The organism is Limnohabitans sp. TEGF004, assembly GCF_027924965.1.
Taxonomy (GTDB): Bacteria; Pseudomonadota; Gammaproteobacteria; order Burkholderiales; family Burkholderiaceae_C; genus Limnohabitans.
On sequence record NZ_AP027056.1, the window covers coordinates 21,055 to 40,667 of the forward strand.

Here is a 19,613-nt window from a genome sequence, read left to right on the forward strand (position 1 = left end):
GCGCAACTGCCGAATTCAATTTTGGTGGTTTTCGATGGTTTCAATTCTCAACCAACGCCCTGTGAGTTGGCACTTGGTAATTTTGGCGTTTGCAACAGCGGCGGTGTGCCTGCAAGCCCACGCGCAAACCGACAAAGACAAAGCGCCCAGCAAACCCAAATACGGCGTTAACAAACCCTTGGGCGAAACCTACGCCGCTGTCAACAGCGTTGCTGGCGAACAAACCCGCCTCGTTCTCTACCGCGCCCCCTTAGACACCCGCAAAGCCACAGACAAACCCGCCGACCAAGTGGGCGTTGTCTCGGTGTACCTGAACGACCGCTACCACGCCTCTTTGCAAAAAGAAGCCTTCTCCGTGGTTTGCCTCGTCGGTAAAAAGGCCGAGGTCCGCACCCGCTTTCTGCCTGACGTCACAGCCGACATCAACCCTGAGCTTGACACCCGTCACACCGTGGCCATGAAAGGCGGCCAGTCCGTGTACTTGCGCGTGGCGGAAATGGCCGGTCAAAAAAGCCGCATCGACGTCGTCACCCCTCAAACCGCCGCTGCTGAGCTGGCCAATGCCAAACAACAAATGCACACCCTCAGCCGCGTGCCCGGCGTGCAGCCCTGCCGCGAAGCCGAAGACACCCGCATCGTGTTTGATCCCAACGTCATCACCTTTGGCTCTGACGCCATCTTTGACCTCAAGAAAACTGAAATTCACGCCATCAGCGTAGAAGGCCGACAAGAGCTCAAAAACATCATTCAAAAAATCAACGTCAAGTACAAAACCTTTGCTGATGTCAAAGTGCACGTCGTGGGATTTGCCGATGACGAGTCTGACGAAACCCTCAACCGCCGCATTTCACAAGACCGCGCCAAAACCGTCCGCGCCTTCTTTAAGGCCCAAGGCCTGCGCACGACGGCCCTCACTTTTGAGGGCCGTGGCTCCGACGACAAGCAAAAAGCCCAGCTCTTTGGGCTCTCTCCTCGCCGCGTCGAAGTTGAAGTGGCAGTCGACATTCATTAACAAGATTTAATACTTTGAGTCTCATTAAGTTGCAAAAATACCGGAACTGTTAACCCATTTCCGTAATTAGCAAAAAAATGTAGTGCAAAATAGCCTCATATTTTTGCAACAGCAACTTCAAAAGAGTACTTATGAATTCGATTATTGCCCGCTTATTCAGCAGCTGCCGCGCTGCCGCCCTTGCAGCAGCCTTTGCGCTGTTGGGCGTGTGTGCGGCTCACGCACAAGTCGCCCCCACCAGCGCCTACGCTGACCCTGAAACCGCAGGCAGCGTCACCGAGCCTCAGGGCGAAGGCTATGTGGCGCCACAAAAACTCAACCCAAAACTCGCCCGCGTCACCCTGTACCGTCCAGCCCAAGGCTTTGCGCCAGGCGTGGCCCACCTCGAAGTCAACGGCCACTACCTCTATTAACAACCGCGTCTTTTACTGACTTCCAAAGGGTTTCAGCGTTGGTTCCCACATCAGTTACCACACTGGTATCGGCTTCATGGACTCATTTCAAATGTTTCTTAGTCTGACTTAGGTTGGTTCTGTGTTTTTTTTGGTTTGTACTTCCCACAGCACAGACTAACAGTTCACAGCGACCTAACTAATTACCTAAGGTGCATAGTCAACTGCATTACAGCCGCTTCTAGGTGCCCTACAACAGCCACAAAGCCACCGAACTAGGAGAGCGGTACAGCTGGCATTGATATTTTGAAATCTTGCACATACAGGCTCAGCTGGTATCACAGGCTCTCAAGCACATAAGACACACAGACCAGCTAGGACCATAGTTACAGACGTATCTGCTGGCGCTTTAAACGGCCCATAGAGCACATCAATTGTTAGTGGTGGTCTTGGCACCAAAACCTATGTTGAAACGTTCTGTGGTGTCTGTGCTTGGTAATAATGGCATAAACAATCACATCCAAACAAGCACGTTGAATAGCTAACCATTAAGCGTCATGACTGTTTAACTTGGTAGCTGGTTGCTTGATATCTGACGCTCTAGCCACCCCTTACTGCACCTAATAACTATGACCGCACCAACACAAGCACGCAGCTACAACTATCAAGCAATCGAAGATGCATGGACCAAGGGAAAGATTGCGGTGTTGGACTCAATGCCTGGTTCGGGTAAGACCACAGCCATCACAGATTACTTGAGAAAAACTGAGCTCAACCATGTGATTTTTGTATCACCGTTCAAGTCTGAAGTTGAGCAGGAGCTACCGAAGCGAAAGCTAAAAGGCTTGCACTATGTACACCCTCGTTCAGGTAAGGGTGGCAAAGTTACACAGCTCAAAGAACTAATGGCTGAGGGTGATAAATCCTCAGGTAATCAGCTTCACAGAATCACGTGCACTCACTCAGCATTTACACGCTTAACCTCAGAATCCTTTGACCAACTTGGACACTACACACTCGTCATCGATGAGACGCTTGATGTAATTAGACAACTTGATGATGTCGGTCTCTACACCGAATACATGCTTCTTGGACGTGGTGGATTTTCTGAAGATAGCAAGCACTATCAACTGAACGACCAAGACTGGTTTGATGAACTTCACAAAGTCGACAAGCAGTTTTTCGAGACAGTAAGCACAACCAGTAAATCTAAATCTCCTAAGAAGGACTTCATGTTCAAGCTGTGTCAGATAGCAGCACACAATCAACTTTACAGGTACAGCAAAGGCAAATGGTTCTGTATGTTGCCTATTGAGCTTCTAACAAAAGCCAAGCGGGTGATTGTCATGACACATGGCTTCGAGAACAGCTTCATGCATTGCTGGTTAAAGATTCACAAGGTAGAACACCATTACATTGACAATGAAAAACTTGGTCTTGTGCCTGAAGTTACGCTTAAACAGGAATTGAAATCAAATCTCAAGCTCATTGAGCTAACAAAGAAGCTAAATGATTTGGCTGAAACTCGTAATTATGAAAGTTTCACTAAGAGTCACTGGGACCTACTTGTCGACAGCAAAGAAATCGAGGACCTTAAAGCTTCACTTAACCACATAGTGAAGGAAAAACTGTGTGCTGACACCTCCAACATTTTCTGGACATGTCCTAAGGGGCATAGAACAGAAGTAGAGAGGCTTGTTCCAAAGCTAAGAGGCAAAGTAACACTCCAAAAACCTCTCGAAATTGCTGATGTCAACGAGGATTTCATTGAAGACGACGATATTGCTGAATCGGACGAAGAAAAAGGCAAAACTCATAGCTCTTGGTTACCTTGCAACATCAAAGCTAGGAATGACTTTGGACACATCACCAACTGCTTGTATGCCTTCAGTCTGAATCCTCCACCGTTAGTGCTCAATCTGTTGGTGAAAACATCTGGAATTAGTGCAAAGAAAATTAATGCAACGTTCAAGCTCAACAACCTGTTGCAGTTCATCTACCGAGGAAGCATCAGAGAGAAGCAACCCATGAACTTGTGCATCATTCCAGCGGACACCAGAGCTTTACTGGATGATTTTCTGAAACACTATTAATTCATTTATGTAGTTTTCGACGCTGGATATCTACGTCTATTACTTATAAGGCACTACTCTGGAAACCCGCGCCAGTATTGGGTTTGGTATTAATTTACTCCAAATTAGCACCATAAACGAGGAGTAAAAGATTCATTTTATTCGTTCGTTTGATTATTTCATACAGCAGTAAGCCTGTTAGCTAGACCCTAAAACTAACAAATATGACCAGCTGAACCGTTTGAATGAATAGTAATAGCACTTTGATACTATTTTTGTATTTAGAGCTATCAAATTAAATCGATTAAGTAATCAAGTCAAAAAGTACCTACTGATAGTACTAAACATAGTTATTTATGAAGGTATGTGTCTGTCCTACGTCGCCTAAGGGCACTTCAGCCAGACGGTGGTTAGTACGGACATAAAGCGGATTGTTAAAGAATTATTTGATTGATTTGATGTGCTGAAACCAACATAGAGTAACCAGCGTCGAAAACCTCACAGAACGTTTCAACATAGGTTTTGGTGCCAAGACCACCACTAACAATTGATGTGCTCTATGGGCCGTTTAAAGCGCCAGCAGATACGTCTGTAACTATGGTCCTAGCTGGTCTGTGTGTCTTATGTGCTTGAGAGCCTGTGATACCAGCTGAGCCTGTATGTGCAAGATTTCAAAATATCAATGCCAGCTGTACCGCTCTCCTAGTTCGGTGGCTTTGTGGCTGTTGTAGGGCACCTAGAAGCGGCTGTAATGCAGTTGACTATGCACCTTAGGTAATTAGTTAGGTCGCTGTGAACTGTTAGTCTGTGCTGTGGGAAGTACAAACCAAAAAAAACACAGAACCAACCTAAGTCAGACTAAGAAACATTTGAAATGAGTCCATGAAGCCGATACCAGTGTGGTAACTGATGTGGGAACCAACGCTGAAACCCTTTGGAAGTCAGTAAAAGACGCGGTTGTTAATAGAGGTAGTGGCTATCAGCAGTGTTTGCTCGTGGGAATTAAAACGGTAAAATCACTCAAGATGTACAGACAATTCACATCTATCCCTTGGAGCTTACTGCTAGTGCGCTGTGGGTTCATCGGTAGGCTCAGGAATTTATAGGGCTTGAATTGGCTTTGTAAAAATTTCAATAGCTCTAGAACCCTAGTCACGCTTGGCCTATACCTGAGGTTCGCCAGTTTGATTTTTCGTTGATTCGCAGGAAAGCGTCTGGTTTTGTTGTCTAACTACAGATAAACAATAGTTTTCCCAGTCGGTCATAAGGATTTTTCGTCTTTCAAGCAATTTACCTCTGCGATACGCCGCTTCCACTTTATTCGTGATTGCATGAGCAAGTGCCATTTCAGCGACTTCTGGGCTGTGATTCGTTTCTTCTGAAACCCAATCCCTAAATGCGCTCCTAAATCCATGCGTGGTGATGCCGGTCCTAATCTTATTAGCCAGATTAAGCATATACACAGAGTGAAAACTTTTACCAACGGCACAAAAAATAAGGGGTGATTCTGCCGTGAACTCAGATGCTCGTTCAACAATCCATAGTGACTTTTTTGTCAAAGGAATTTGATGCTCACGACGTGCCTTCATACGTTCTGCGGGAATAGTCCAGATTTCTTCTTTAATTTGAGATTTTTCAGCTTGGACAACTTCACCGGCTCGACATGCATTCAAGATAGTAAATCTAAGAGCAAGAGAAACAAGTGTGTCGAGACTTTCTAGGTGGGCGAAGAATTCTGGAACATCCTGATAAGGTAGCGCTTCAAGATGTGTAGGTTGAACGTTCAAGTTAGGTAAGAGATTTTCTAAGTGCCCTTTCCAAATGGCTGGATTAGGCGATGACCTGTAGCCAGAAGTAATCGCAGCTGAAAAGATTTTTTCGAGTCGCCCTCTAAGCCGTGACGCTGTTACATACTTTGAAGTCCAGATGGGATTAAGTATTTCAAGGATATGCTTTGTTGTAACTGATTCAAAATCTAGGTGCCCGATAACAGGACTTGCAAAATTGTTAACTGTCGTTAGCCAGTGGTATTCGTTTTTTGCAGAGGTCCATTTAGGAGACATCCGACGGATGTAGTCTTCTGCGAATTGCTTGAAACTTATGCTTTTAGAAGACGCTAAGTTCTCAGCTTTTTCTAATCGCCGCGCTAAAGCAGGATTTTCACCATTGAAAAGCATTCCACGAAGTTTCAGGGTCCTAGACTTAGCATCGGACAGGCTGACAGCTGGAAAACTGCCTAGACTCATATCGAAGCGCTTTCCTGAATATGTGAAGCGAAATATCCAATATTTTTTAACGTCCGCGCGTACCCAAAGATGTAAACCACGCATTTCGGGAATGGAATAGCGCGTCGGTGACGTTAGATTGTTTAGGGTCCGCCAGTGAGTTGATTTACGCATTTTGAAGCCTTGTTGTCGAAAAATAATTACCACATACAGACAACAAAACCAGACGCTTTCCTGCGAATCAACGAAAAATCAAACTGGCGAACCTCAGGTATAGGCCAAGCGTGACTAGGGTTCTAGAGCTATTGAAATTTTTACAAAGCCAATTCAAGCCCTATAAATTCCTGAGCCCACAGCCAACATGGATGGCAACACCGAAGCACATGTGATTACGGTGCTCAAGGCGTGGCTCAAAGGTCGCACCTTGTTGATGTCCACACATCGCCCTCAACTCTTGGAGTGGGCCGATGTGGTGGCTGTCATCGAAGGTGGTCAGTGCGTGATGGTGGGGCCCAAACAAGAAATGATTGAAAAGCTGTCGCGTGGCATTGACGTGAAAGCGGCAGGAGCATCGGCATGAAAGAAAAATTAATGGCGCATTGGGCGCAAGTGCAAACTCTGTGGGCCAAGCTCAAAGAGCTGTGGCAAGACGACAAACAAGCCGCAGGCTTTGGCATTCGCACCGTGGAAGATGACGAGCGTGAGGCCAGCCGTTTGTTGGTGTGGGTCACCGCAGGCACGTTGTTGATGGGTTTGCTATGGGCCGGATTTTTCAGCTTGGACGAAATCACACGTGGTCAAGGAAAAATCATTCCTTCCAGCCGCGAACAGGTGATTCAAAGTTTGGACTCGGGCGTGCTGCGCGAAATGTTGGTGCGCGAAGGTGACATGGTTGAAAAAGACCAAGTGCTGTTGCAAATGGACGATGCGCGTTCTGGCGCAGGCTACCGTGAAGCGAATGAAAAATATTTGTCTTTGTTAGCCATTGCTGCGCGTTTGCGTGCCGAGGCCAACAACACAGCTCTGGTGTTTCCACCCGAGCTCAAAGATGAACAAGCTTTGGTGATGCAAGAAACACAAGCCTACAAAGCGCGCAAGCAAGCGTTGATGGAATCGCTGCAAGCGGTGGATGCATCGTTGTCCGCCATCACCCGAGAAATCACGTTGACAGAGCCTTTGGTCAAAGGTGGGGTGATGTCGGAGGTGGAGTTGCTACGTTTGAAACGTCAACAAGCCGACCTCATGGGCCAACGCGCAGAGCGTAAAAACCGCTACCTCACCGATGCGAACAATGAGTTGACACGCGTGTCATCTGACCTGTCGCAAACCAAAGAAAACGCGTCGGCACGTGAAGACGCCTACTTGCACACCACCATCAAATCGCCCATGAAGGGCGTGGTGAAAAACGTGCAAGTCACCACCGTGGGTGGTGTGATTCAGGCGGGCCAACCGATTTTGGAAATCGTCCCTACTGAAGATGAAATGATGGTTGAGGCCTATGTCAAACCATCAGAAGTTGCTTTCTTGAAAGTGGGTCAAAAAGCGGTGGTCAAGCTCACCTCGTATGACTTCAACAAGTATGGCGGTTTAGATGGCGAGTTGGAGCACCTGAGCCCCGATACCATGAAGGACGAGCGCCAACAACGCAAGCCAGGCGGCACACCAGCCGACATGGAAGAGGGCTACTACCGCATCTTGGTGCGCATCAAAGATGCCAACTTGGTACGCAAGGGCATGAAGCTCGAGCCCACGCCCGGCATGACCGCCAGTGTGGAAATTCGCACAGGCCAAAAGACGGTGCTTGAATACCTGTTCCGTCCTTTGCAAAACGTGTCGCAAGCTTTGCGCGAACGTTAAACGCTTTAACATGGCGGCTCACTCACAGAGCCGACACATGCAACGACGCGAATTCAACCAACACCTGCAACGCAGCGCCATTGCTATGGCGCTGGCACCTTGGCTGAGCGCTGTTGCTGCACCCGCAGACAAACCTCGCGTTTGGCACACCAACCCATTTGCGTTGGGTGTGGCCAGTGGTCGACCACGTGCAGATTCGATGGTGTTGTGGACGCGTTTGTTGTTCAGCGACGAAGACCCCGCTGCAGGCGCAGATGCGCTGCGCGTGACTGTGGAAGTGTTTGCCGATGCCGCACTCAAACGTCGCGTGCAAAAAGCCGAGGTGGTGACCAACGAAGCACGCGCGCACAGCGTGCATGTGCATTTGCAAAACTTGCAACCCAGCACAGACTACTGGTATCGCTTCACCCAAGGCAATGCATACAGCACCGTGGGCCACACACGCACCGCACCTGCATTGAATGCGGATGTGCGCGAATTACGCGTGGCGCTGTCATCGTGCCAACACTACGAGCAAGGCCAATACATTGCGCATGCCGAGATTGCCAAAGAAAAACTCGACTTTGTGCTGTTCATGGGTGACTACATCTACGAGAGCAGCAACCCGCAATACGCCATTCGCAAACACAACGGCGAAGAGCCTAAAACACTGGCGCAATACCGCGAGCGTTACGAGCAATACAAACGTGACCCTATGTTGCAAGCCGCGCACGCAGCCCACCCATGGGTGTTGATGTGGGATGACCACGAGGTGGTCAACGATTACGCCAACGACCAAGACCGCCAGCACACAGACCCCAAGCAAGTGTTGCTGCGTCGTGCAGCGGCGTACCAAGCGTACTTTGAGCATCAACCTGTGTTGTTGGGACCAGACAAAGACAATCCCGCCAACATGCGTTTGTACGACCACCTCAGCTGGGGCAAATTGGCTGATGTGTGGACGCTTGATTGCCGCCAATACCGCAGCGCACAAGCTTGTCGTGACCCTGTGCGAGGCGGCGGCCGCATGGTGGTGCAGTGTGATGAGCTGGCAGACCCCGCACGCAGCATGTTGGGGGCCGAGCAAGCGCGTTGGTTCACCGAAGGTTTAAGCCACTCCAAACGCCAATGGAAATTGGTGGCACAGGCTACGCAAATCAGCTCCACCAGCGTGCCTACGCCAGTAGGCCGCAGCTATTGGAACGACGCATGGGATGGTTACCCCGAAGCACGCAAGCGTTTGTTGCAAACAGTAGTGGACGCCAAGCTCAGCAACGTGGTCACCCTTGGTGGCGATGTGCATTGCAACGTAGCTGCCAACTTGCGACTCGACCCCAACAACCCTCAGTCACCTATCGTGGCCAGCGAGTTTGTGACCACCTCCATCACCTCGCGTGGCTTGGGCGACAAACCTGCTGCGCTGATTCGCGACAGCAACGTCGACTTGTTGCACTACCGCTCAGACGAGCGCGGTTACAGCTTGATCACTGTCACGCCCCAAGAAGTGCGCTGCGATTTCAGGACCACCAAGTTTCCGGCAGGCAGCGAAGCGGGGTTGAAAACGCAGGCGACATATGTGGTGAAAAACGGCAAGGCGGGGCCGCAAGCGATTTGATGTTTAAGCTGTGAGCACACCACGGTCCAGTGTGTAACTGCGGTCACTCACCCACTGTGCGAAGTGCGTGTTTTGCTCAGACAGCAAGACGCTCATACCTTGGCGTTTGAGCGCCAAAATCATCTCGCCCATTTGTTCCACGATGACGGGGGCTACGCCCTCGGATGGTTCATCCAGCAACACCATCAACGGGTTGCCCATGAGGGTGCGCGCGACGGTGAGCATTTGTTGCTCACCCCCACTCATGTGGCTGGCGGGGCGTTGCTGCATGTCGGCCAGGTTGGGGAACAGTGCAAATATTTGTTCGAGAGACCATGACTGCGGCATCTGCTGTTGATGCGCAGCATCAGCCGACATGAGGGTCGATTGACTTGGCAAATGGCGAGCCGCTTGTACGCCCAGTTGCAAATTTTCCAGCACGGTCAGGTCAGTGAAAATGCGACGGTCTTCGGGCACATAGCCTAGACCTAAGCGTGCGGCTTGGTAGGGCTCAGCATGCGAAATGTCGTGGCCCGCAAACACCACGCTGCCCGTGCGTTGAGGCATGAGTCCCATGATGGCTTTGAGCGTGCTCGATTTGCCAGCACCGTTGCGCCCAATGAGCGCTACAACTTCGCCGCGTTGCACATGTAAATCCGCATTGAACACCACTTGTGCTGCACCGTACCAAGCGTTCAAGCCTTGCACTGAAAGCAGAGCTGTCGCGCCGTTAGTAGTCAGGGGTGTTGATGAACCATCATTCGCAGTGGCGTGAATGGGTGTGTCTGCTGGCATTGCCTGCGCGGTGCGCGAAGTACCAAACGTCTTGCCACTGCCAAAGTACACCGACTGCACCTGTGCGTCTGTTTGCACCTGCTCAGGCGTGCCTTGTGCGATGAGCGCGCCACGCGCCATCACCAGCACACGATCGGCGTGTTCAAACACCACGTCCATGCTGTGCTCGGTAAACAGCACGGCCACGCCGCGTTGGTTGACCAAGCTACGCGTGAGTGCCATCAAGGCGTGTCGTTCATCGGGGGCCATGCCTGCCGTGGGTTCGTCCATCAGCAGCAAACGCGGTTCGTTGGCCAAAGCCATGGCCAGCTCAAGGCGCTTCACATCACCGTAGGCGAGTGCGCTGCATGGGCGGTCGGCCTGTGTGTCTAGCTGCACTTGCTCAAGAAGTTGCAGCGCATCTGCACGGCGATAGTGTGTGGCGCGTTGCCAAGGCGAGAGAGATTTTCCATCAGCAGATAGCAAAGCCATTTGCACGTTCTCAGCCACGGTGAGCGAGCCAAAAGTTTGTGCCATTTGAAATGTGCGGCTCACGCCCATGCGCCACAACGCGTGTGGCTTGCGCCCCAGCAGCGACACACCATCTAAGGTGATGCTGCCGCTGTCAGGTGCGAGCTGGCCGTTGACCAAATTGAAGGTAGTGGATTTGCCTGCACCGTTGGGGCCGATGAGGGCCAGCAGTTCGCCGGCTTGCAAATTGAACGACACATCGTTCACAGCTTGGTTGCCGCCGAAGGCTTTGTGCAAGTGTTGAACGTCTAGCAATGCGCTACCACTTTGTGTGATGGGGTGTGCTGTTGCCTCTGCGTTTGCCTGATGCGTGTGTGTGCTCATGCCTCACCTCTCACATGAGATGTGCGCACACGCAGCCACAGCGCCTGCACCGACCCCGCAATGCCCTGCGGAAACACCAGCACCAACAGCAACATGCTCGCACCCAGCACTGCACGCCAATAGTCTGTGCTGCGGGCCAAACTGTCTTGCAGTGCCGTAAACGTGACTGCGCCCACCAGTGGCCCGACGAGCGTGTGCACACCACCCAGCATGACCATGACCAAACCATCGACCGACTTGCTCACGCCCAACACATCGGGTGAGATGCTGCCTTTAGAGAATGCAAACAACGCCCCCGCCAAACCCGCAAAGCCAGCGGCCAGCACAAAGCCCAGCCATTGCACACGCGCCACGTTCAGGCCCATGGCTTCAGCACGGCCCACCGAGTCGCGGCTGGCACGCAGTGCGTAGCCGAGGGGCGACATCAACACGCGACGCAACGCCATCACGCTGAATGCGACGAGCGCAAGCGTGAGCCAGTAGTAAGAAGATTTGTCTTGCAACCAATCGCTAGGCCACACACCCGTGATGCCGTTGCTGCCACCCGTGAAGTCGTCCCACTGAAAACAGATGGACCACACAATTTGTGCAAACGCCAACGTGAGCATGGCCAAGTACACGCCCGACAAGCGCACCGCAAACCAAGCAATAGGCGCAGCCACCAAGGCGCTGACGAGTGGGGCCAACAACAACGCCGCTTCGCTAGACATACCCGCACGCAACACCAGCAGCGCGGCTGCATACGCACCCACGCCAAAGTAAGCCGCATGACCAAACGAATGCATGCCCGCAGGCCCCATGATGAAGTGCAAGCTGGCTGCAAACAATGCGGCGCTTAACAAATCAATGCCCAACACCAAGGTGTAGGGAGATTCAGTGGTGAACAACGGCAGTGCAAGTAGCGCAGCGCCCATGCACAGCCACACCCACTGCGAGCGAACATTGCCCAATACAAACGGCGCTTCTTGCTCGGTGCTGATGCGCGGCGCACTCTGTGGCTTGCCCAGCAAGCCCCAAGGCCTCACCATCAACACCGCAGCCATCACCAAAAATTCGGCCACGAGCGTGAGTTTGGAAAACGCAAACGACACGCCCAAAATATCTACCGTGCCCACAGCGATGCACAGCGCTTTGATTTCAGCAATCAACAAAGCCGCCACAAATGCGCCGGGGATAGAACCCATGCCGCCCACGACGACGACCACAAACGCATCGCCAATGGTGGCCATGTCTAGCCCCAAGTGCGCTGGCTCGCGAGGCAGTTGGAGTGCGCCGCCCAAGCCAGCCAATGCGCAACCCAGCGCAAACACAGCAGTGAACAAGTGGCGTGGGTTCACACCCAAAGCACCCAACATTTCGCGGTCTTGCGTGGCTGCGCGTACCAACACACCAAAGCGTGTGCGTTGCAAGCACCACCACAACACGGCCAACACCAGTGGGCCAATGGCGATCAAAAACAAGTCATAGGTGGGAAAGCGGCGGCCCAAAATATCAACTGCGCCGCTCAGGCCCGGTGCGCGCGGCCCCAGCAAATCTTCAGCGCCCCACAGCCACAGCGTGCCGTCTTGAATGACCAGCACCAAGGCAAAGGTGGCGAGTAACTGAAACAACTCAGGCGCTTTGTAAATGCGGCGCAGCAACAGCACTTCTACCAACGCACCCAACACGCCGGTGACGAGCGCTGCGCACAGCAACAACAAAAAGTACGCGGCGGTTTGGCTGGCAGCGTCACCCAGCACCACGCTCAAAGCGGCTGACACAGACGGCGCAGCATGCGACACGAGTGAGTACGCCACATACACACCCAGCATGAAGAACGAGCCATGCGCAAAGTTAACAATGCGCGTCACGCCAAAGATGAGCGACAAACCCGCCGCCACCAAGAACAAAGACGAGGCAGCGGCCAGCCCGTTGAGGGCTTGTACGAAGAGGCTGGCGGCGTCTATCAAGGTGTGTGGCTTTGAAATTAAAACGCCCGCAAGAGGCGGGCGTTGTGTTTGGGTTCGAGTGGCGTTTAGTTGCTCGGTCTGAGTTTTTTCACAACGTCATCGCTGGGTTGCACGCTGGCTCCGTCGATGTAGCGGTAGTCTACCAACACGCCTTTGCCATTGTCGTTTTTGGTGCGACCCAAGAACGCGCCCATGGTGGACTGGTTGTCTTGCTTGCGGAACATCACGGGGCCATAAGGCGTGCTGAATTTCAAACCACTGAACGCCGTGACCAGCTTCTCGCTGTCGGTGCTTTTGGCCTTGCTGATGCCTGCGGCCAAAGCGTGAATCATGCTGTAGCCCACGACCGAGCCCAAGCGGGGATGGTCGTTGAACTTGCGGTGGTAGGCCAAGTAGAAGGCTTTGTGCTCAGGCGTTTGCACGCCGTACCAAGGGTAGCCCGTGACGATCCAGCCATTGGGTGTTTCGTCTTTGAGCGGCTCTAAATACTCAGGCTCGCCGGTCAAGAGGCTCACCACCTCACGGCCTTGGAACACACCGCGTGTGTTGCCTTCGCGCACAAACTTGGCCAGGTCGGTGGCAAACAACACGTTGAAGATGGCATCGGGTTTGGCATCTGCAATCGCTTGCGTCACAGAGCCTGCGTCGATCTTGCCCAGCGCAGGTGCTTGCTCGGCGACAAACTCCACATCAGGCTGTGCAGCCTTCAGCAATTGTTTGAAGGTGGCAGCAGCCGACTGGCCGTATTCGTAGTTGGGGTACACCACGGCCCAGCGCTTTTTCTTGAGCTTGGCGGCTTCGGGTACGAGCATGGCCACTTGCATGTAGGTGCTCGCGCGCAGGCGGTAGGTGTAGCGGTTGCCGTTTTGCCAAACCATTTTGTCGGTCAGCGGCTCGCCCGCGAGGAAGAACACTTTACGTTGCTTGGCAAAGTCGCCCAATGCCAAACCAATGTGCGACAGGAAAGCACCAGACAGCACATCTACCTTCTCGCGGCTCAGCAGTTCTTCGGCGGCACGCACAGCGTCGCCGGGCGAAGCGTTGTCGTCACGGGTGATGAGTTGCAGCTGCTTGCCGTTCACGCCACCGGCGGCGTTGATTTCTTCCACCGCCAATTCCATGCCCTTTTTATAGGGGTCGAGAAAAGCCGGCTGGGCTTTGTAGCTGTTGATCTCGCCAATCTTGATGACGTTTTGGGCGTAGGCAGGTAATGCGGCAACGCTCAAGGCGAGGGCTGCGGTGCGCAGGGCGGAGCAAAGAGTGGTGTTCACGAAAGTGGCCTTTGAAAGCGGTCGCGGGCTTTGAGAGCCAGCGTGAAAAACAGTGAAGACTGGATTGTCTTGTAAAAGGCAAAGCCCTTTGCATACGAACTGCATCAAAAAGCCCCGCAAACTTCGCAGCTTGCGGGGCTCTTGGATTGAGCCGCCAACGTGTTCGGCACATGGCCCAAGCGTGGCATGCTGATGGGGCTGTTAGGCCTCCAAACGCGCAGCCAAAGCGGCCTTGGTCGCGGTCATTTCAGCGGGCAAGTGGTAAGCCAACTGGGTGAACAATTCCTCATGCAGTTTCAACTCGTCCACCCAAGCAGCTTTGTCGATGCTGGTGACAGTTTTGAATTGGTCAGCGGTGAAGTTCAAACCAGTCCAGTTGATTTCTTCATATGTGGGGCTCACGCCGAACACGTTTTCTTTGCCTTTGACTTGGCCTTCGATGCGGTCAATCATCCACTTCAAAACGCGCATGTTTTCGCCGTAGCCAGGCCACACAAATTTGCCGTCGTCGCCCTTGCGGAACCAGTTGACGCAGTAAATGGATGGCACTTTGGCGCCACTGGCCTTGAGCTTGTCGCCCATGTTGAGCCAGTGCTGAAAGTAGTCGCTCATGTTGTAGCCCATGAACGGCAACATGGCGAAGGGGTCGCGGCGCACCACGCCTTGTTGGCCAGCGGCCGCAGCGGTGGTCTCAGAGCCCATGGTCGCAGCCATGTAAACGCCTTCTGTCCAGTTGCGTGCTTCGGTGACCAAAGGCACGGTGGTGGAGCGGCGGCCGCCGAAGATGAACGCGTCAATGGCTACGCCATCGGCGTCGTCCCATTGGTGGTCCAAGGCGGGGTTGTTGGTGGCTGCCACAGTGAAGCGGGCGTTGGGGTGAGCGGCTTTGGCGCCAGTCTCTTTAGCGATGGCTGGTGTCCAGTCTTTGCCTTGCCAGTCGATCAAGTGGTCGGGCATGCTGCCGGTGTCTTTTTCCATGCCTTCCCACCACACATCGCCATCGTCGGTCAGCGCCACGTTGGTGAAGATGACGTTCTTGTCCAAGCTGGCCATGCAGTTGGGGTTGGTGTGGAAGTTGGTGCCGGGGGCCACGCCAAAGTAGCCAGCCTCTGGGTTGATGGCGTACAACTTGCCGTCTGAGTGCGGCTTGATCCAAGCGATGTCGTCACCGATGGTGGTGACTTTCCAGCCGTCGAAACCTTCGGGTGGCACGAGCATGGAGAAGTTGGTTTTGCCACAAGCGCTGGGGAACGCGGCTGCCACATGGTATTTCTTGCCTTGTGGGTTGGTCACGCCCAAGATGAGCATGTGTTCGGCGAGCCATCCTTGGTCACGGCCCATGTTGGAAGCAATGCGCAAGGCAAAGCACTTCTTGCCCAGCAAAGCGTTGCCGCCGTAGCCCGAGCCGTAAGACCAAATTTCGCGGGTCTCTGGGAAATGCACGATGTACTTGGTTTTGCTGCAAGGCCACTTCACGTCGGCTTGACCGGCTGCCAAAGGTGCACCCACGGTGTGCACGCAAGGCACGAAGGGGCCGTCGGTACCGATCACGTCGTACACGGCTTTGCCCATGCGGGTCATGATTTTTTGGTTCACTGCCACGTAGGCGCTGTCAGACAACTCAATGCCCACGTGCGCAATGTGCGAACCCATGGGGCCCATGCTGAACGGCACCACATACATGGTGCGGCCTTTCATGCAGCCGTCGAACAAAGGGTTCAAGGTGGCGCGCATCTCGGCGGGGGCCATCCAGTTGTTGGTGGGGCCGGCGTTTTCTTTTTTCTCGGAGCAGATGTAGGTGCGGTCTTCCACGCGGGCCACGTCTGAGGGGTCAGAGCAGGCTAGAAAAGAGTTGGGGCGCTTCGCGGGGTTGAGCTTTTTGAAAGTGCCGGCATCCACCAGTTGTTGGCAGAGGCGGTTGTATTCTTCGTCGCTGCCGTCACACCAGTACACGGTGTCTGGCTTGCACAAAGCGGCCATTTCGCCAACCCAAGCGATCAGCTTGGGGTTCTTCACATACGCAGGTGCGTTGATAGTCATGGAAAGCTCCTAAGTCAAAAAATTGAGGTCAGAGCCTTGCCGCCTTTTGCGCGAGGCTCTGACCTCAATCCATTGCCGTTGGCCTATGCCAAAGCGATGCCTATTTTATGAAACTCTGCCCTTCTCGCAGCTTGCAAAACCCTTATGAGTTACCAGAAAACAGTAGAAAGTATTACTTTCCAACCCTTTTTATGTAATTTTTAGGGTAAGGCCCTAGGGGGAAGTTACAAGCCGTAAAAGCAAAAAAGCGCCCGATAGGCGCTTTTTCAAAATGACACAAACGGCTGAGCCGAGTGAATGTCCCAGCGGTTAAGCCATGAACATGGCGATGAAGATCATCAAAAACATGAGTACACCGCCCGCCAGTGGCAAAACGATCGGCATCATGGGCACGATGGATTCAACAACGTCTTGCTCGGTGCCGTGTGCGTGGTGGTGTTCGGACATGTCTTGACTCCTGAATATAAAAATTACTTGCAGAAATTTTAGGGGACGAATGCCATCGGGCTGTCTTGGCAGAGACAGGGTAAACCCGTCTCTACAGCTGGGTTAAGCCGGCAGGGCCACCACGCGCAAGACCTCATCGCCATAGGCTTCAAGCTTTTTGGCGCCGATGCCGGCAATGCCCTGCAGGGCTTCTAAATCGTGCGGCTCTGCCTGCGCAATGGCGGCCAACGTGGCGTCATGGAAGATGACGTAAGCGGGCAGGTTGTGCGAACGCGCCACTTCGGCACGCCAAGCCTTGAGCGCGTCGTAGCGTTGCTGGCCCGCATCGTCCAGCGCGATGGGTGCTGGCTTGGAGGCACCGCTGGCGGTTCGTTTGGCTTTGCGGTCGGCGGGCGTCGACACCGAGGCGCGCAGGCGCACCGTGACGTCGCCCTTGAGCACAGCCCGCGAGGCCTCGGTCAAATACAAAGTGTTGAAGGCTTGCGCGTCCACACCCAACGCGCCCAGCGCGATGAGCTGGCGCAGTACGCCGCGCAGTTGTACTTCGCTGAAATGTGCGCCAATGCCAAAGGTGCTGAGTTTCTCGTGGCCGTATTGGCTCACTTTTTCGGTGGCTTTGCCACGCAAGATGTCCATCATGTGGCCCGCGCCAAACGACATGCCGCTTTGCTGCTTCACGCGATAAATGGTGGACAGCAACATGCGGGCGGCTTCTGTGCCGTCCCAAATGTCTGGGGGTTGCAGGCAGTTGTCGCAGTTGCCACAGGTGAGTCTTACCTGTCCGTCTTCGGCGGATTTGTAGGTCTCATCGAAATACCCCAGCAACCGCACGCGCCGGCAGTCGGTCGCCTCGGCCAAAGCCAGCAGTGCATCCAACTTGCCGCGCATGGCTTGTTTGAAGTCTTCGGCGGCCGGGCTTTCGTCAATCATGCGGCGTTGGTTCACCACGTCGTTCAGGCCGTAGGCCATCCACGCGTGGGCGGCTTGGCCATCGCGCCCGCCACGGCCGGTTTCTTGGTAATAACCTTCGATGTTTTTAGGCATGTCCAAGTGCGCCACAAAGCGCACATCGGGTTTGTCGATACCCATGCCAAACGCGATGGTGGCAACCATCACCAAACCTTCTTCACGCAAAAAGCGGTTCTGGTGCTTTTGGCGAATGGCGCTGTCTAGCCCCGCGTGATACGGCAGCGCGGCAATGCCTGCATCGCACAAGTTCTTGGCCACTTCTTCCACACGCTTGCGCGATTGGCAATACACGATACCGCTGTCTTGCCAGTCTGGCCCCGTGTGCTCGCGTTGGATGAAACGAAGCAGTTGCAGCGAGGCGTCTTTTTTCTCGACGATGGTGTAGCGGATGTTGGGGCGGTCAAAGCTGCTGACAAACTGTTGTGCGTCTTCGAGCTGCAAGCGCTCGACGATGTCGGCGCGCGTCAGAGCGTCAGCCGTGGCGGTGAGCGCCATGCGCGGCACGCCCGCGTAGCGCTCGTGCAGCACGGTGAGGGCGCGGTATTCGGGGCGGAAGTCGTGGCCCCACTGGCTCACGCAATGCGCTTCGTCAATGGCAAATAGGCTGAGTTGGCCTTGCTCGTGCAGCATGTCGAGCTGCGCCAAAAAGCGCGGCGTGGTGATGCGTTCGGGCGCGGCGTACAGCAGGGTGATGTCGCCACGGCGCAGGCGTTGTTCTACCGCGTTGGCTTCTTCGCCGCTGAGGCTGGAGTTTAAAAATGCGGCTTCAACCCCCGCCTCGTGCAGCGCGCCCACTTGGTCGTGCATGAGCGCGATGAGCGGCGACACCACGATGGTGATGCCGTGGCCCGCACGCTGGCGGGCAATGGCTGGAATTTGGTAACACAGCGATTTGCCGCCGCCCGTGGGCATGAGCACCAGCGCATCGCCGCCACCGCACACGTGGTTGACGATGGCTTCTTGGGGGCCGCGAAACGCGTTGTAGCCAAAGACTTCGCGCAGGATGTCTTGCGGGTTCACAGGTGTTTGCACAGCAGCTTCCGGCTTGCGCAGACATAGCTGGCGTGTGGATAAAGGGGTGTGAACGAGTGCATGAGCCAGCTATTGTCTCTGCTTCTTACAATGGCAGGATGACTCAAGCCTACACACGTGCAAAAGAATTACCCGCCATCTTGGCCAAACGCATCGCCATCCTCGACGGCGCGATGGGCACCATGATTCAGCGTTTCAAGCTGAATGAAGAGCAATATCGTGGCGAGCGCTTCAAAGACTTTCATAAAGATGTGAAAGGCAACAACGAGTTGCTCAGCCTCACCCGCCCTGACGTGATTCGCGACATCCACGAGCGTTATTTGGCTGCTGGCGCTGACCTGATCGAGACCAACACCTTTGGCGCGACCACCATTGCGCAGGCCGACTACGACATGGCCGACTTGGCCTACGAGATGAACTTGGCCTCAGCCCGCATCGCCCGCGAAGCCTGCGACAAATACAGCACACCTGACAAACCCCGCTTTGTGGCGGGCGCGGTTGGCCCCACACCTAAAACCGCCAGTATCAGCCCCGATGTGAACGACGCGGGTGCGCGCAACGTGAACTTTGAAGAACTGCGTGCCGCCTATTACGACCAAGTCAAAGCCTTGGTCGAAGGTGGCTCAGACGTGTTGTTGGTCGAAACCATTTTTGACACACTCAACGCCAAGGCCGCGCTGTTTGCGATTGAAGAATTCTTCGAAGCTTCTGGCGAGCGTTTGCCCATCATCATCAGCGGCACGGTGACCGATGCTTCGGGGCGCATCTTGAGCGGCCAAACCGTGACTGCGTTCTGGCACAGCGTGCGCCACTCGCAGCCGCTGGCCATTGGTTTGAACTGCGCTTTGGGTGCGACGCTGATGCGCCCCTACATCCAAGAGCTCAACAAAGTCGCGGGCGACACCTTTATCAGCTGCTACCCCAACGCTGGCTTGCCCAACCCCATGAGCGACACCGGCTTTGACGAAACACCGGATGTGACCAGCCGTTTGTTGCACGAATTCGCGGCCGAAGGTCTGGTCAACATCGTGGGTGGCTGCTGCGGCACCACGCCAGACCACATCGCGGCGATTGGCCAAGCGGTGGCCGACCAAAAGGCGCGTGCATTGAGCGCGGGACCTTTTTATCGCGAAGCTGCCTGATTG

The 19,613-nt window shown here is 53.9% G+C and carries 14 protein-coding genes; 7 read left to right on the forward strand and 7 right to left on the reverse strand.

Annotation, left to right across the window (positions count from 1 at the left end):
• The first annotated feature begins 34 nt into the window (after positions 1–34).
• The 3 genes from LINBF2_RS00090 to LINBF2_RS00100 all read left to right on the forward strand — a co-directional run bounded on the left by LINBF2_RS00090 (position 35) and on the right by LINBF2_RS00100 (position 3,497).
• Complete coding sequence (locus tag LINBF2_RS00090) at positions 35–1,012, forward strand: OmpA family protein (protein ID WP_281889462.1); 978 nt, start codon at positions 35–37, stop codon at positions 1,010–1,012.
• A 131-nt stretch (positions 1,013–1,143) separates the two neighbouring features.
• Positions 1,144–1,425, forward strand: a complete 282-nt coding sequence (locus LINBF2_RS00095; RefSeq protein WP_281889464.1) for a hypothetical protein — start codon at positions 1,144–1,146, stop codon at positions 1,423–1,425.
• Positions 1,426–2,033: 608 nt separating this feature from the next.
• Positions 2,034–3,497, forward strand: a complete 1,464-nt coding sequence (locus LINBF2_RS00100) for a DEAD/DEAH box helicase family protein (RefSeq protein ID WP_281889465.1) — start codon at positions 2,034–2,036, stop codon at positions 3,495–3,497.
• A gap of 1,142 nt (positions 3,498–4,639) precedes the next feature.
• On the opposite strand, the gene LINBF2_RS00105 is transcribed toward LINBF2_RS00100, so the two are convergent.
• Positions 4,640–5,875 carry a site-specific integrase gene (locus tag LINBF2_RS00105; protein ID WP_281889467.1) on the reverse strand — a complete coding sequence of 412 codons (1,236 nt, stop codon included), beginning with the start codon at positions 5,873–5,875 and terminating at the stop codon, positions 4,640–4,642.
• A gap of 187 nt (positions 5,876–6,062) precedes the next feature.
• Between LINBF2_RS00105 and LINBF2_RS00110 the strand changes: the two genes are divergently transcribed.
• From LINBF2_RS00110 to LINBF2_RS00120, 3 genes are read left to right on the forward strand one after another with little or no spacing between them, the layout of a single operon-like run.
• Entirely contained in the window at positions 6,063–6,281 is a 219-nt protein-coding gene (locus tag LINBF2_RS00110) for a hypothetical protein (protein ID WP_281889469.1), read from the forward strand.
• Positions 6,278–7,558, forward strand: a complete 1,281-nt coding sequence (locus LINBF2_RS00115) for an HlyD family type I secretion periplasmic adaptor subunit (RefSeq protein ID WP_281889471.1) — start codon at positions 6,278–6,280, stop codon at positions 7,556–7,558. The genes LINBF2_RS00110 and LINBF2_RS00115 overlap by 4 nt, the downstream gene beginning before the upstream one ends.
• 37 nt (positions 7,559–7,595) lie before the next feature.
• Positions 7,596–9,152 carry an alkaline phosphatase D family protein gene (locus LINBF2_RS00120; protein ID WP_281889473.1) on the forward strand — a complete coding sequence of 519 codons (1,557 nt, stop codon included), beginning with the start codon at positions 7,596–7,598 and terminating at the stop codon, positions 9,150–9,152.
• Positions 9,153–9,155: 3 nt separating this feature from the next.
• Here LINBF2_RS00120 and LINBF2_RS00125 read toward each other — a convergent pair whose 3' ends face one another.
• From LINBF2_RS00125 to recQ, 6 genes are all read right to left on the reverse strand, one after another.
• Positions 9,156–10,760: an ATP-binding cassette domain-containing protein gene (locus LINBF2_RS00125; protein WP_104796891.1), complete on the reverse strand. Its 1,605-nt coding sequence runs from the start codon at positions 10,758–10,760 to the stop codon at positions 9,156–9,158.
• A complete protein-coding gene (locus LINBF2_RS00130; protein ID WP_281891346.1) occupies positions 10,757–12,706 on the reverse strand; it encodes an ABC transporter permease in 1,950 nt (649 codons plus the stop codon). Before LINBF2_RS00130 ends, LINBF2_RS00125 begins: the two co-directional genes overlap by 4 nt.
• Positions 12,707–12,774: 68 nt before the next feature.
• Positions 12,775–13,956 carry an ABC transporter substrate-binding protein gene (locus LINBF2_RS00135; RefSeq protein ID WP_281891347.1) on the reverse strand — a complete coding sequence of 394 codons (1,182 nt, stop codon included), beginning with the start codon at positions 13,954–13,956 and terminating at the stop codon, positions 12,775–12,777.
• A gap of 225 nt (positions 13,957–14,181) precedes the next feature.
• Positions 14,182–16,020: a phosphoenolpyruvate carboxykinase (GTP) gene (locus LINBF2_RS00140; protein ID WP_281889476.1), complete on the reverse strand. Its 1,839-nt coding sequence runs from the start codon at positions 16,018–16,020 to the stop codon at positions 14,182–14,184.
• Between the two features lie 309 nt (positions 16,021–16,329).
• Positions 16,330–16,467, reverse strand: a complete 138-nt coding sequence (locus LINBF2_RS00145; RefSeq protein ID WP_281889478.1) for a hypothetical protein — start codon at positions 16,465–16,467, stop codon at positions 16,330–16,332.
• Between the two features lie 102 nt (positions 16,468–16,569).
• Entirely contained in the window at positions 16,570–18,468 is a 1,899-nt protein-coding gene (gene recQ / locus LINBF2_RS00150) for a DNA helicase RecQ (protein ID WP_281889480.1), read from the reverse strand.
• Positions 18,469–18,566: 98 nt separating this feature from the next.
• On the opposite strand from recQ, the gene LINBF2_RS00155 reads away from it, so the two are divergent.
• Positions 18,567–19,610 carry a homocysteine S-methyltransferase family protein gene (locus LINBF2_RS00155; RefSeq protein ID WP_281889482.1) on the forward strand — a complete coding sequence of 348 codons (1,044 nt, stop codon included), beginning with the start codon at positions 18,567–18,569 and terminating at the stop codon, positions 19,608–19,610.
• Positions 19,611–19,613 lie beyond the last annotated feature (3 nt).